At 52.9% G+C, this 14,070-nt stretch carries 11 protein-coding genes; 3 read left to right on the top strand and 8 right to left on the bottom strand.

Translation table 11 applies throughout. From position 1 onward, the window contains the following. Positions 1-138: 138 nt before the first annotated feature. Genes SC127_RS14880 through SC127_RS14855 form a run of 6 tightly spaced genes read right to left on the bottom strand, consistent with a single transcriptional unit; the run spans position 139 to position 8,072 of the window. The gene (locus SC127_RS14880) at positions 139-945 is read right to left on the bottom strand and encodes an ABC transporter permease (RefSeq protein ID WP_243079128.1); all 807 of its coding nucleotides are present in this window, start codon (positions 943-945) and stop codon (positions 139-141) included. Further along, positions 935-1,816 (bottom strand): ABC transporter permease, encoded by an 882-nt coding sequence (locus SC127_RS14875; RefSeq protein ID WP_332627015.1) that lies wholly within the window; start codon positions 1,814-1,816, stop codon positions 935-937. The genes SC127_RS14880 and SC127_RS14875 overlap by 11 nt, the downstream gene beginning before the upstream one ends. Next, positions 1,813-2,904, bottom strand: coding sequence for an ABC transporter ATP-binding protein (locus SC127_RS14870; RefSeq protein WP_332627014.1), 1,092 nt, complete (start codon positions 2,902-2,904; stop codon positions 1,813-1,815). The genes SC127_RS14875 and SC127_RS14870 overlap by 4 nt, the downstream gene beginning before the upstream one ends. Beyond that, a complete protein-coding gene (locus tag SC127_RS14865; protein ID WP_332627013.1) occupies positions 2,901-3,986 on the bottom strand; it encodes an ABC transporter substrate-binding protein in 1,086 nt (361 codons plus the stop codon). Before SC127_RS14865 ends, SC127_RS14870 begins: the two co-directional genes overlap by 4 nt. Further along, complete coding sequence (locus SC127_RS14860) at positions 3,967-5,994, bottom strand: hydantoinase B/oxoprolinase family protein (protein ID WP_332627012.1); 2,028 nt, start codon at positions 5,992-5,994, stop codon at positions 3,967-3,969. Before SC127_RS14860 ends, SC127_RS14865 begins: the two co-directional genes overlap by 20 nt. Next, entirely contained in the window at positions 5,991-8,072 is a 2,082-nt protein-coding gene (locus tag SC127_RS14855) for a hydantoinase/oxoprolinase family protein (protein WP_332627011.1), read from the bottom strand. Before SC127_RS14855 ends, SC127_RS14860 begins: the two co-directional genes overlap by 4 nt. A 227-nt stretch (positions 8,073-8,299) precedes the next feature. Between SC127_RS14855 and SC127_RS14850 the strand changes: the two genes are divergently transcribed. After that, the gene (locus tag SC127_RS14850; RefSeq protein WP_332627010.1) at positions 8,300-9,769 is read left to right on the top strand and encodes a Sapep family Mn(2+)-dependent dipeptidase; all 1,470 of its coding nucleotides are present in this window, start codon (positions 8,300-8,302) and stop codon (positions 9,767-9,769) included. A gap of 77 nt (positions 9,770-9,846) precedes the next feature. Here the strand turns inward: SC127_RS14850 and SC127_RS14845 are convergent, their stop codons facing one another. Further along, entirely contained in the window at positions 9,847-10,752 is a 906-nt protein-coding gene (locus SC127_RS14845; RefSeq protein ID WP_243079135.1) for a LysR family transcriptional regulator, read from the bottom strand. Between the two features lie 184 nt (positions 10,753-10,936). Here SC127_RS14845 and SC127_RS14840 point away from each other — a divergent pair, with 184 nt between their 5' ends. Further along, a complete protein-coding gene (locus tag SC127_RS14840) occupies positions 10,937-11,686 on the top strand; it encodes an SDR family oxidoreductase (RefSeq protein WP_332627009.1) in 750 nt (249 codons plus the stop codon). A gap of 336 nt (positions 11,687-12,022) precedes the next feature. Here SC127_RS14840 and SC127_RS14835 read toward each other — a convergent pair whose 3' ends face one another. Further along, positions 12,023-12,232 carry a DUF1471 domain-containing protein gene (locus tag SC127_RS14835; RefSeq protein ID WP_332627051.1) on the bottom strand — a complete coding sequence of 70 codons (210 nt, stop codon included), beginning with the start codon at positions 12,230-12,232 and terminating at the stop codon, positions 12,023-12,025. A gap of 343 nt (positions 12,233-12,575) precedes the next feature. Between SC127_RS14835 and SC127_RS14830 the strand changes: the two genes are divergently transcribed. Continuing rightward, on the top strand, positions 12,576-14,030 hold the full coding sequence (locus tag SC127_RS14830; RefSeq protein ID WP_332627008.1) for a flagellin N-terminal helical domain-containing protein: 1,455 nt from the start codon (positions 12,576-12,578) through the stop codon (positions 14,028-14,030). The last annotated feature ends 40 nt before the right edge of the window (positions 14,031-14,070 follow it).

Here is a 14,070-nt window from a genome sequence, read left to right as displayed (position 1 = left end):
ATACCCCTCTTTTTATTAATTGTTGCCTTTTTACGGATTGTGTTTACCTGATAGAGATAACATCCATTAAAGCCGATTGATGGAAAGTTGTTCATCGCCCTAATCCACTTCAAGCGATGAACCTGTGTTGCGTTTTAGTCAGAGTATTTTCACAAGCCCAATGGCCTTCTCAATCACCATCAAAATAGCCACGGCGACCACAATGAAAATCACTGAAATAGCGTTGACCGTAGGATCAAAGGTTTGATCGACATAGTTAAACACCCGCACCGGTATTGTGATGGTATCCGGCGCGCTCAGAAACAGACTTACCGACACTTCGCCAAATGATGTCACGCCCGCAAATACCGCGCCGGCAACCATACCAGGCTTAATCAGCGGCAAGGTGACGTGCTGAAAGGTATACCAGCGTCCTGCGCCGAGACTCATCGAGACCGCTTCCAGCCGCCTATCCATTGCGGCCAGACTGACGCTAACGGTACGCACCACATAAGGCAGCGCAACCACGATATGCCCGATCACTAAGCCACTGATCATACCCGCGATACCGGCAGCTGTAAGGACATACAGTAAGGCGATACCCAACACCACTTGCGGGATCATCAAGGGTGACAAAATGAAAGCCTGTAACGCTTCGCGATAGCGAAATTCAAGACGCGCCAGTGCCCACGCGGCAAAAGTTCCAAGCATGACCGTTATCGGTGTGACCACCACCAATAAGATCACGCTAATGATCAGCGAGTCGCGCCAGCTCTCATCGTCCAGCAAGGCATAAAACCAGCGCAGCGAGATGCCCTGCGGCGGAAACTGCGGATAGGCTTCAGGGCTAAAGGCTGAAAGCACAATCACCAGCACCGGCAACGCTAAAAAGAGATACACCAGAATGCCCGCAAACGAAGCCAGAATTTGGCTCAGCCGTAACATCAGGTTGCGATCACGGCCCATAATTTTTCTTCTCCCAGCGCTTCAAAAACAGGCCCGTAACACCTGCCACCGCCAGCGTCATAACCAGCAACGTCAGCGACAAAGCGGCCGCCAAGGGTAAGTTGGCAATCTGCATTGCCTGCTGATAGATGGCGATTGGCAACAGCGGTTGCAGACGTCCTCCGATTAACAACGGCGTGATATAACTACCGGCAGCGAGCGAAAACACAATGATAAAACCGGTTAACATTCCGGGCAGCGTTAAAGGCAAAATTACCCGCCGAAATGTTTGAGCCGGTGTAGCGCCCAGGCTCATGGCGGCCAACCGCAGTGACGGCGCTATGTCGTTTAACGACGTAATTAAAGGCAATACGGCAAAAGGCAGCATCACTTGCACGTAGGCGATCACCACTGCATTCATATTCCACAACAAACTCAGCGGTTGGGGTATTAAGCCAGTAAACAGTAAAAAGCCGTTAATCAGCCCATTTTGTGCGAGCAACACAATCCAGGCGAACGTGCGGATCACCACGCTGGTTAATAGGGGGGAAATCAAAATCACATACAACACTGTTCGCAATCCGCGCTGCTTGAGTGAAACCAACAGCCAGGCCGCAGGCCATGCCAGCAGCACGGTAATCACGGCCGTGAGTAACGACACCCATAACGTTGTCCAAAGCGCGTAGCGATATTGCGGTTCGCTAAATACGATCAGGTACTGCGCAAAGCTGTATCCTGGCAACGGGTTAAGCAGGCTGTCGACATTGGTCAGGCTTTGATCGAACAGCAGCAGCAGCGGTACCAGCAAAAACAGCAGTAGAAACACCAGGCACGGCGTCAGCATGAGCCACGGGAAAGCATTAAGCTTCAGGGTTTCTTTTAGGTTGCTCATGGCTGTATCGCTTGGTCAGGCAGCACAATTACATCTTCCTCACGCCAGTGAAGATGCAGTGTATCCCCCACCGCAGGCAGGTTTTTAAAACCCGCTTCAGCAGGCTGCACGCTGAGTACACCGCCGCCAGGAAGCTCGCACAGCAGACGTAATGTTGAACCGGCGAAGCGAGCTTCTTTGATGATCGCACGCGAGCTGTTAACGGCCGATTCACCCGGCGACGAGGAAAGGCGTATACGTTCCGGCCTGACGATCAATAACGACGTATGTGGATGAAAAAGCGCAGCCGACAGTTGCAGCGGCTCAGCGTTTGCGCGGAAATGCGCCAGGGCAATATAGCGACCTGTAACAGGGTCGGGCGTAACGTGAAACAGGTTAGCCTGACCCACAAACTCAGCGACAAACCGGTTCTTCGGCAAGCGATAAAGCTCCGGCGGCGTGCCAACCTGCTGTAGCTGCCCTTGCCCCAAAATGCCGATGCGATCGGACAAGGTTAGCGCCTCTTCCTGATCATGGGTGACTAAAACCGTGGTGATGCCGACGCGTTTTTGCAGGGCGCGCAACTCGTCCTGCATCGCCTTGCGCAAGCGGGCATCGAGGTTTGATAAAGGTTCATCGAGCAGTAACACCTGCGGTTTTATCGCCAGCGCACGGGCAATAGCGACGCGCTGCTGTTGACCACCCGATAACTGATGCGGCCTGCGTGTTCCTAACCCTTCAAGCCGAACCTGCTTCAATGCGTCATCCACCCGCTGGCGCTGCTCGGCGCGCGGCACTTTACGCACCTTGAGTCCGAACGCGATATTCTCCTCAACGCTAAGATGAGGAAACAGCGCGTAGTTCTGAAACACCATGCCAATGTTGCGTCGATAAGGCGGTAGACCGGTCACGTCCTGACCGCCAATGAATACTCTGCCTTTATTGGGTGCTAAGAATCCAGCGATGATATTCAACAGCGTTGTTTTGCCACAGCCGCTAGGGCCCAGCAGAGAAAAGAATTCACCCTGTTCAATATTGATACTCACCCCGTCCAGCGCGCGGTGTTGCTCAAACTGACGCTCGACCGCTTCGATGATCACTGAACTCATTTTGCCGCTCCCAGCGACTGGCTCCAGCGGCGCGTCCAGTCAGCCAACTGCGGTGTAGCGCTGCGATAGTCGATCCAGATCAGCTTGCTATAAGCCTCTTCGCCCACTTTCACCTGACTTTTCAGTACATCACTGTACTGCACCTCTTTATTGGTCATACCGTAAAGCGATTTGTCTGAGAACGCTTTTTGCACCTCAGCGCTGGACAACGCGTTCACCACTTTATAAGCATTAGCCAGATTCGGTGCGCCTTTTGGGATCACCCAGTTAGCCGCACCAACCACTGGACCATCGGAAGGATAAACGAAGTCAACTTTCATGCCCTGCTGTTTCAGCGCGAATACGCGGCCATCCCAATAGGGCACAATCCACGCGTCACCTCGCTCCAATAGCGTTTGAATTGCGCCTGGGCTATCCGGGAAAGCGACAGCGTTACCGCGTAACGTTGCTAACTTAGCAAACGCGTTGTCTACATCTGCTGGTTTAGCCAGTTCTCCGCCTAACGCATGCACCAGCCCGGCAAAAAATTGCAGGCCCGCTGCGTAAGTGGGTGAAGAGATCGCAACGTGCCCTTTGTATTCTGGGTTCCACAAATCCAGCCAGCTTTTCGGCGGGGTTTTCACCAGATCAGTCCGATACGCCAGTCCTAACTGACCCAGACTGAACGCTGCCGCGTAGGTTTTATTGTCGGTGACAAAACGTGACTGTACGGTTTGATAAAGCTTACCCAAGTTAGGAATATCTGCTGCCTCAAGAGGCTGCAATAAACCTGCTGCTTGCGCACGCTGCACCGTATCAGGCTGAAAAACCACAATATCATAAGGTGAGCGGCGACCTTTCGCAGCCCGTAATTTAGCGAACCACTCGGCATCTGCACCGGGCACCACGGTGAGTTTGATATGGTTATCTTTAGCAAACTGCTCCAGCCCAGACGCACGGATGTTCTTTTCCCAGTCGCCGCCATACACGCCTACTACCACCGAATCAGTGGCTTCTGGCGTAGCTGCTGCCTGCGCAGTGGAACTGATGGCGAGGCCGATTAAAGCGGAAAGCACGATCTTTTTAATTTTTATGGCAGACATGAGCCATCTCCTGGCGGTTAAGGGGTGAAAGTTGCTGTTCCAGCGCGGCGACGGCGTGGACAAAACAGTGCCGCGCAATTGCGATGTTGTTATTGGTTTCAAGCGGAAAACAAGGGGGTAAATGAGCCAGTGCCTCAGCAAAAGCAGTGTGTCGATAACGCTGCCGCTCGGCAGGTGAGCGGGAATAGAGCAAGTGATTTAATCGACTGAGCACCGCCGGTTCGAACACCGTTAGCCAGTTATCACGCGCCACACCACGCGAGGATGGCGTAGCGCGTTCAGCCTGACGTAATGCCGCTGTCGCCGCCTCGTCAAGGCCTTCGGGGGTAATCGCCACGCCATATTGCTCAGCTGCTGCAGCCACCGTCAGCAACGCATTCTCCACATCCTGTTTCACAGCCACAGGATCGCGTTGAAAAGGATCACCCCAACCGCCTCCGCCCGGCGTTTGCAGCAACACTTCGTCGCCTTTCTTGACGCTTAACAGGTCTATTTTTCCCAGTATCTGACCGCCGTTAAGGTGCGGATTGAGCGTTAGCCGCGTGGGTTTGCCTGGCATTCCACCGTTCACGCCCCAAGGCTGAAAAAGCATTCGCTCCATGCCGCGCGCCAGCAGCGTAGTGTCATCCTGCAAAATACGCACGTGAATCTGCTGCCCCATGCCGCCGCGCCATTGACCTGCGCCTGCGGAATCTTCGCGTAAGGCATATTGCAGAATCTGGATCTGCGTTTCGGCCTCCACCATTTCGACCGGATTGTTTGCCAGGTTAGAAATACTGTTATCGCGGCCATCAATGCCATCCCGGCCATAGCGTCCGCCACCGCCGCCAACCATCGGCTCCATCACCTGCACGTTCAGCTCTTTGCCGTTGCCTCCACTTTCAGCCACCACAAACGGAATAATAGTGCCGCCGCTGGCGGCTGGCATGACTTGCGGTAAAGCCTGTCCTAACAGGCCATTCAGCAGATCGTTGACGCGCACTGCCGTGGCGTGTCTGACACCCACCGCAGCGGGATAAAGCGGATTTACCAGCGAACCAACGGGTGCGTAGAGCGAAATCGGTTCGAGCAGCCCGGCATTAAGCGGAATGGTTTTGTCCAGGGTGCAGATCAAGGCCAGAATACGCAGCGTGAGCCAGGCGTGCGGTTCACCGTGGCTGGGAATGTTCAGGGCGACAGCCACCTGCGCATCACTGCCGGAGAAGTCCAGATGCACGTGACCATCATCAAAGGTTGCGCTCAGCGCCAGCCGCACCGGCAAGCCACTGCCCGCCGCATCATCCAGAAAATCTTCAAACTGGTAGCAACCATCCGGGATGCGGCGCAGCACCTGACGCGCCCTTGCTGCCGCATACGTCTGCAAATCTCGCTGTGCCTGGACCACCGTTGGCGTGCCATGTTGAGCAACAATTTTTTCCAGCCGCTGGCGTCCCGCGCTCAGCGCCGCAAGCATGGCCTGAATATCGCCAGCGTTGGCTTCCGGTGTGCGGCTGTTGGCAGCCAGAATATTCACCACATCCTGATTCAGCTTGCCTGCACGCACCAGTTTCACCGGCGGGATTTGCAGTCCTTCCTGAAAAATATCGCTGTTAGTGGGCGATATACTGCTGGGTACTCTGCCGCCGACGTCTGAGGCGTGTAAAAAAGCCCAGCCCCAGGCGACGATTTCACCCTCAACAAACCAGGGTTCCAGCACTTGCAGATCGGGCAAATGCGTTGCTAAACCGCGTGATCGCCACGGATCGTTGGTGAGGATCACATCGCCCGGCTCTGGCTCAGTTATTGCCTGAAGAGTGGTGAGCGCATTTAACCCGACAAAGCCAGAAACGCCGATGCCTCGCGGATAGGCGAAAAATTTACCCTGTGGATCAGCGACCGCACAGCAGAAATCAGCGGTCTCTTTAACGTACAGTGTGCGGCCCGTTCGCTGCAGGATGTGACACATCTCTTCGGTCAGCGCCGTGAGTTTCTGATTCAAAATCTCAAGCGTAATCGCATCCAACTTCATCGTGTTTCCCCTTGCGGCTGACGGCTGATGATCAAATTACCCGCCTTATCCAGTTGCCCTGACCAGCCGGGTAAAATCAACGTAGTGGTATCGTCTTGTTCAACAATTGCCGGCCCTGCAAGAACGTGGTCGAACTGAATCTGTGACCGTGACCACACCTCAGCGGAGAGCCAGTTTTGATGGAGAAACAGTGGGCGCTGAAGGCGTGATTCACTCGCGGGTGCAGGAACAAACGCATTCTCTGACGGGCGCGGCAATGAAGCCGTTAATGAAAGACGCAGCGTGGTTAATTCAATCCCGACGGCCGCATTATTAAAGCCGTAACGTTGTTGATGAAGCTGTTGGAAAGCCTGTATCAAACCTTCCAGCTGGATATTTTCTGGCTCCGCCAGGCTAACGCTGAGTTCATAAGCCTGACCGCTGTAGCGCATATCTGCTTCTACCATGCAGCGCGATGTATGACTCAGCGTTGCGGCTTGCTCCTGGAACCATTGCTGGGCCAGCTGATTGAGTTCGGCAATCGTACTGCTTAAGGTGCTAAAGGTTTCTTGATTAACAAACACACGCAGGCTGCGAACAAAATCTCTGCGAATATCCGCCGTAATAGCGCCTTGTGCGCAAAATGTCCCTGGACGCAGCGGAACGACAAGGCGATCAATACCGGCTTCACTGGCGAAGAAATTAGCGTGTGTGGGGCCCGCACCACCAAACGGAATAAGTGTTAACGCATCCGCTGAAACGCCACGCTGCGCCAACGCTTTATTCAACGACGTCGCCATTTGCGTGGTCGCTACCGCCAACGCGCCGCTGGCAACGCGCTCTGCAGCATGGTCACCTTCAAGCCCCAACTGCCCGGCAAGGTTTGCCAGCGCCTGATGCGCCGCCGCAAAATCCAGCGGAAGAGTGCCAGCCAGCAGGGCGTCTGGCGCTAAAATGCCGCACACCAGATAGCAATCGGTAAGGGTTGGAACATTGCCGCCGCGATTGTAAGCAACCGGCCCGGGATCAGCGCCTGCGCTCTCTGGGCCCACTTTCAAAATGCCAAAATCGTCCACGTGAATAATCGATCCGCCCCCTGCGCCCAGCGCGGAGACACCCACCACCGGCAATATCAGTGGCATGCCGCCAATATCAGTACGATTGACGCGCTCTACTTCGCCGTCGGCCGAAACGGAGATATCGCTGCTGGTGCCGCCCATGTCAAATGTGACAAAGCCGCCGCTTTCGGTGCTTTTTGCTAAATACGCTGCGGCGATAACGCCTGACGCGGGACCGGATAATAAGGTATCAACCGGACGTTCACGGGCCGCATCCAGTGGCAAAACGCCGCCATTTGATGCGGTGATCAATAGCGGAGCATCTATCGTTTGCCGTTCAAGCAAATTGCTTAAACGGCTAAAGTAGCGCTGCATCAAGGGTTGGATATAGGCGTTCAGCCCAGCCACCAGGGTGCGTTCATACTCGCGGATCTCAGGCCACAATTGTGCAGATGAAAGCACCGGAATAGCAGCGAAGTAGCGACTCAGTTGTTCGGCAAGTTCGCCTTCAGCTCGTGGATTGGTATAACCATTGATAGTGACCAGCGCGACGGCACTGACGTTTAAAGCATGAATGCGCTGCGCCAGCGCGTTCAATTCACTTTCTTCAGGCCACTGCAATACCTTGCCCTGTGGACTGAAACGCGCCGAGATTTCCAGTATGCGCTGACGAGGCAAAAATGGCGGTTCTCGATCGGCATGAAAATCAAAAGAAGAAGGCATGCGGGCGCGAGCTATCTCCAGCACATCGCGAAAGCCTTGGCTGATCACCAGCGCGACGCGGGCACCGCGACGCTGAATGATGGCGTTCAGACCCAGCGTAGTGCCATGCAGCACTAAAGTGAGCGCGCTGGCCGGCAATCCACTTTTTGCCAGTAAAGCCATTAACCCCTCACTGACCGCCAAAGCAGGATCTGAAGGTGTACTGGGCTCCTTGTGGAAGAGCGTGTTCTGACGCTGAGGATCAAATAAGACAAAATCGGTAAATGTCCCGCCTACATCTATTCCCACGGTTACCCCGGCATCGGGCCTGTTATTCACCTTATGACTCCTGAATCACTGGCAACTTACTAAAATCGCAGACGAAAAGTGCTGCTAATTTCCTTTGCTTTCAGCCATAAGACGAGTAACAAAAATCACTATCCTTTGCCGTAATTCGCATTAAGCCTTGCGCGCTATTGGCGCTAAATGGCTATAGATGGGAAAAATCGGTCTAACTCTTCGCATCGTGATGCTTTATTTTGGCTTTAACGCAAAGGAGAAATGAGATGTCGACATCGCTAAGCCCAGAGGAAAATGCCCTACTGCCTGCTATTGAGGCGTGGATCTCGTCCCATCGTGAACAGCTGATCGCTGAGTTGGCAGAATGGATTGCCGTGCCCAGCATTAGCCGAGCTGACCTGGCTGTACCGGGCGCGCCGTTTGGTCCGGCATGTGCCGAAATACTGGAAAAAGTGTTATCGCAGGCCACTGCGGCGGGGTTCCACACTGAAAATCATCAAGGCTATGCGGGATCAGTGGTTTATGGCGAGCACCCGCAGGACATTGGCGTAATCAGCCACTTGGATGTCGTACCGCCCGGTGATAACTGGACTTATCCTCCCTTCACGCTGTCCCGCCATCACGACTTTTTAATTGGACGTGGCGTCGCAGATAACAAAGGCCCGGCAATTCTGGACCTTTATCTGCTTAAGCTGATACGTGATTTGGCGATTCCGCTGCATCACAACCTACGCATCGTTTACGGCTTAGCAGAAGAGACCACTATGGCGGATCTGGCCTGGTTCGCGCAGAACGGTCCGGTTCCTGACGTCTCGATTGTGACCGATGGTAAGTTTCCGGTGAACAATGCACAAAAGGGTCAGCTAACGCTGAGTCTCCATGTTCCCGATGCCGGTTTACTTGCCGCTATACAGGCTGGAACGGCCAGCAACAGCGTGCCGGAATTCGCCCAGATCCTACTTCCTTCGGCAAAAGTAGTGAATACCGATCAGCTTACTGGCTTAGCGGCTGGCAATGTGACAGGGGTCGAGACAGAGAAGGGGCTTGTACTGCAGGCGCGCGGAAATGGTGGGCACGCCGCGTTTCCTGATGGCACGCTTAATGCCGTACGTGTCTTGCTGGCCGCGTTGCTACAGCTGGATCTGCTGAGTGACACTGAGACGGTGTTGGCAAACCAGCTAGACCGACTGTTTGGTTCACCTTATGGTGAATCCGCAGGTATTGGGTTGGAGGATAATCATTCCGGCAAACTCACGCTCAACGCGGGTATCTGGACAAATGCGGCGCCCAATGTGCTGAGCATAACCTGCGATATACGTTATCCCGTTTCCTTTCGCGGCGAGCAGATTCTGGAAAGATTTAAACAGCATCTTAGCGCTTCGGATGTGCAACTTAATCCTCAATGGCGTGATGTGCCGCCTTTCTTTTTACCCGAAGAGAACGAGATTATTCAGCTGCTGCAACAGAGCTGGAACGACATCACCAGACGTGAGGATCGGCCCTATTCCATGGGCGGCGTCACACATTCCAAGGTGTTGCCCAATGCGATTACCTTTGGGCCCGGCTACATTCGCACCGCAGAAAATACCCCTGACTTTCTACCACAAGGACACGGCCTGCCGCACGGTGCTGATGAGGCTACGCATCTGCCCTCGCTGCTGGCAGCGTTACCACATTATGTTATTGCTCTGATTCGGCTGGATCAGCATTTATATCAAAAGCGGACTAACCGCTGATAACAACGCTGGTGTGGCGTTGATAACAAGCCAGAAAAAAATAGATGGGGTGCTGGAAAGATTTCAGTAAGCCCCCGTCACCCTTTTACCGCCTCGGGAAAAACCTCCACTAGCCAGGCGATAAACACCCGTAGACGATGTGTCACATGGCGGTTTTGCGGATAAACAACGTGGAAAGGATAAACCGGAGGCCGCCATTCATGCAGTATTTCCACCAGCGATCCCTGTTTCAGCTCCTGCTTTATTGAATAAGTGAAAGTTTGAATAATGCCCATTCCGGCAATCGCCGCCGCCAAATGCGCATTGCTTTCATTCACGCCAATGCGATGATCGGGTTTAATTTCTTTTTTCTCGCCGTCCCTTTGAAATCTAAAAGGAAAGGCTCTGCCCGTTAACGGAGAAAGGTAGCTGATCAGCTTATGGCCATTGCTGAGTTCTTCGGGATAGGCGGGGATACCGAACATTTTTAAGTATTCCGGCGTGGTGCAGGTAATCAGGCTTGCATTACCAATATGCCGCGCAATCAGCGATGAATCGTCGAGTGGGCCACCACGAATCACACAATCGATATTGCCACTGATCAAATCCACGGGGCGATCGGCAACGCCCAAATCAAGGCGAATATCAGGATAGCGTGAAAGGAAGTCCGGCAGCGCCGGAATCAACACGTCGCGAGCCGTTGATCCCCCCACATGAATATGTAAGTGCCCGTGCGGTTTGTTGCGAGACACGATAAATGACGTATCGATATCTTCCAGATCGATAAGAATACGCGAGGCTTTCTCGTAATATTCACGCCCTTCCGGCGTGGTCATGACGCGTCGGGTAGTGCGCTGCAACAGACGAACACCCAGATGCGCCTCAAGAGACTTCACTAATTTGCTTAAGGTGGCATTCGGCATGTTGAGTGAATCTGCCGCGCGCGTGAAGTTTCCGGTTTCCACTACCCGCGTAAAAGCCCGAATGGCCATCAACTGATCCAACTGCCGCTCTCCTCAATTCGCCAGAATGATTATCCACCGCTGTGAATAGTCATTTTCATTTTTGCTAATTTTTCCGCAATGTCTTCGACGCTACATTACTTACAGGGCCTGTTTAGCAAAACATTTAATAAGTAAATGGCTTCAAAAACAGGCAGGTAAATCAACTTATCGGAAGGAGTATGTAATGAGCAAGCAATTGTCTGGAAAGATCGCGCTGATTACCGGCGGTACGTCTGGGATTGGACTGGCAGCCGCCCAAGAGCTGGCTGCACAAGGTGCGCAGGTTTATATCACTGGACGCCGTCAACAAGAACTGGATGCGGCGGTTGCCATACTCGGCTCCACTGCTGTGGGCGTTCGTGCCGATGCGTCATCGTTGACGGAGCTGGATGCGGTTTACGCGTTAATCGCTAAACAATCTGGACGACTGGATATCTTGTTTGCTAACGCAGGCGGTGGCGACATGATGCCGCTGGGCGCGATTACCGAAGAACATTTTGACCGTATTTTTGCCACCAATGTGCGAGGCGTTTTATTTACCGTGCAGAAAGCCCTGCCGCTGCTGGTTGATGGTGCCTCTGTGATTCTGACCGGCTCCACCGTCTCCATTAAGGGGACAGAAAACTTCAGTGTCTACAGCGCCAGCAAAGCCGCCGTAAGGAATTTTGCGCGATCATGGTCGCTGGATTTGAAAAATCGTGGGATACGCGTCAACGTGGTCAGCCCTGGGCCAGTACGCACGAACGGCTTGGGTGGATTGGTTCCCGAAGAACACCGTCAGGGACTTTTTGACAGCCTGGCAGCACAGGTTCCATTGGGCCGGCTGGGTGAACCTGAGGAGATCGCTAAAGTGGTCGCGTTCCTGGCATCCGATGCGGCAAGCTTTGTGAATGGCATTGAGTTGTTTGTTGATGGGGGAATGGCTCAGGTTTAAGGGAGTGGTTTTTTGACTCTTGAGTAGACCGATAGGATAAAACGTCACCCTCTTTGGCGTTTTATCCTTTATTTGTCCTGTGCGATCTTTACCCCATGAAACCACCCGAGAATCCCCCTGCATTAACATAATCAAATGCGTGCGCACGCCGTCACGAATAAGGTTGAGCCGCCGTAACGTATCTTACCCGTGAAGTGTTGAGTGGAAGGAAATATTAACTACCGCAACACGTGGAACGATCGCGCCTGCGCCTGATAACGGCAGGCCTTAGAATGCGAAGACAAAAAAGGCCGCCCATTGGGCAGCCCGTTTTGGCACGTCCTTGTGCGACCATGTTTATTTGATTAGCTCAGCCGAAACATAGGCACCGTTATCAACGCGCGCGCCGGTGATTTTGTATGACGCGCCTGCTTTATGTGCCTGAGCCGCAATTTTGGCTTCAGCACTGTCCAGAGTGGAAGCTGAAGCGGTAACACTTTGTGCGAAGCTGCCGAAAGAAAACAGTATCAGAGCGGTAACTGCAACAGTAGTTTTGATGGATTTCATGGTCATTTCCTCAGTGAAGTTTGTTTGTTTGAGGCGTTCTGCCTCGATGTGAACAATCATAGAGCTGAGGAGAGCGGATTAAAAGCTGAGCTATTTGCTCAAATAAATCAAAAATATTGAATATGTTTCGAGGCCTCCGAAAAGGCTGTTTTACAAGAACAGATTGATACGTTGCACAGCCTTAGCCAAAAGCGTGTTTAAAACTTACTGTCAGAAACCGTTTGGCCATCAGCAAGTTGCCTTCAAGCCGGTGTCAAGACGCTCCCCTTTCTAGCTTCGCGGCTAAAGCTGCCAGTGGAAATGCCGATAAATCGTACTCATCCAACCACTGTATCAAGCGACTATGTTAACGATAAATCATAACCAAACCGCTGCATTGTCGAACAAAGGACGTTTGAGCACCGGCTCTGTGCTGGAAAGAACCATTGAAAGATTGTCATCAGGGTTGCGAATAAACAGCGCAAAAGATGATGCTGCAGGACAAGCCATCTCCAACCGCATGACGGCAAACATCAACGCTGATAGCGCCGTAGCGCGAGGTCTTAATGACGCGATTAGCTACTCACAAACCGCTGAAGGCAGCCTGAGTACCATCGGTGACTTGCTGATTCGGGCTAAAACGCTGTCGATTCAGGCTGCCAACGGCACGTTGTCTGATGCTGACCGCATAAGTGTAAATACTGAATATCAGCAAATTCTTGCCGGTATAAATGACATCGCCGATCAGACGGAAATTTTTGGTCAGTATCCCTTAGCCACTAATAACCCGGAATTGCCGCCGGCTCTGCTGGGTGATGTAGCACCTATCAAAACCCAATTTCCCGTATCGGGTAAAAGCTATTCGTTTACTTCCGGCATTATCTCGCTGGCGTATATCCCTGCGGGATCGACAAATATAAAAATCAGCATCGATTCGCTGGGTCAGGACGATGATCTCCAGTTATTTACGCGAGACGGCAAGCATCTGGTTGGCACGCCGATCAACGGCAGCGATCCCGATTTTACCTGGGTAAGTAAGGGAATAACGGATGACGCAACCGCGACATCACGTCTGCTTACCAGCAGCAACGGCTTCGCCAGCGGGGCAACCTACGACGATTCGCAGCTGACTGAAGGTGGTGCAACGTGGGCATTGGCGGGCAGCAATTCGCTTAGCTATAACGGAATGACCATTAGCTACAGCGGTGATGGCGATCGTTATGAAGATGCAACCACCGGCAATTTCAACGATGGCGTCAATGGCAGTAACCGTCAGGAACGCATCAGCATTAATACCGTCACGGAAGATCTGATTGTGGTGGTAGTCGGCAATGGTTCTTTTAACAGCAATCTTACCTGGGGATTACTGCCAGAACCCGCATCGACGCCCGCCGTTGCGCCAAAGCAGAGCCGGCCTTTAGACGTCGTGACCAGCGCAAACTTTGGTCAGCCGGTGCAGTCAGACAGGATTGCGGCTACGCCATCGGATACGAAAACCTTGGGACTGAACAACACCACGTTGCTGAGCGAAGGTGACATTTCCATTACCATGACAGCATTAGATGCAGCGCTAGAGAAAGTCAGCCAATACCGTTCAAGCTATGGCGCTAAGATCAATCGCTACGAATCGAATAAATCCGTGCTGACACAACAAGGGATCGACACAGAATCAGCCCGGAGCCGAATTCAGGACGCAGACTATGCCCAAGAAGCGAGTCTTTTAGCGCGAACGCAAATATTGCAGCAGGGACAAAATGCTGTCTCGAAAATAGCGAACAAAACGTCCGAACTCGTTCTTGATCTGTTGCGCGATCAATAACGGCTTCAGGTTCAACGCCCCCGGTTTTCATCTCCGCTTT

The sequence above is a fragment of the Pantoea sp. T14 genome (assembly GCF_036663535.1).
GTDB classification, from domain to species: Bacteria; Pseudomonadota; Gammaproteobacteria; order Enterobacterales; family Enterobacteriaceae; genus Pantoea; species Pantoea phytostimulans.
Note: the sequence above shows the minus strand (reverse complement) of the source record. Positions and strands in the feature narration are given on the sequence as shown.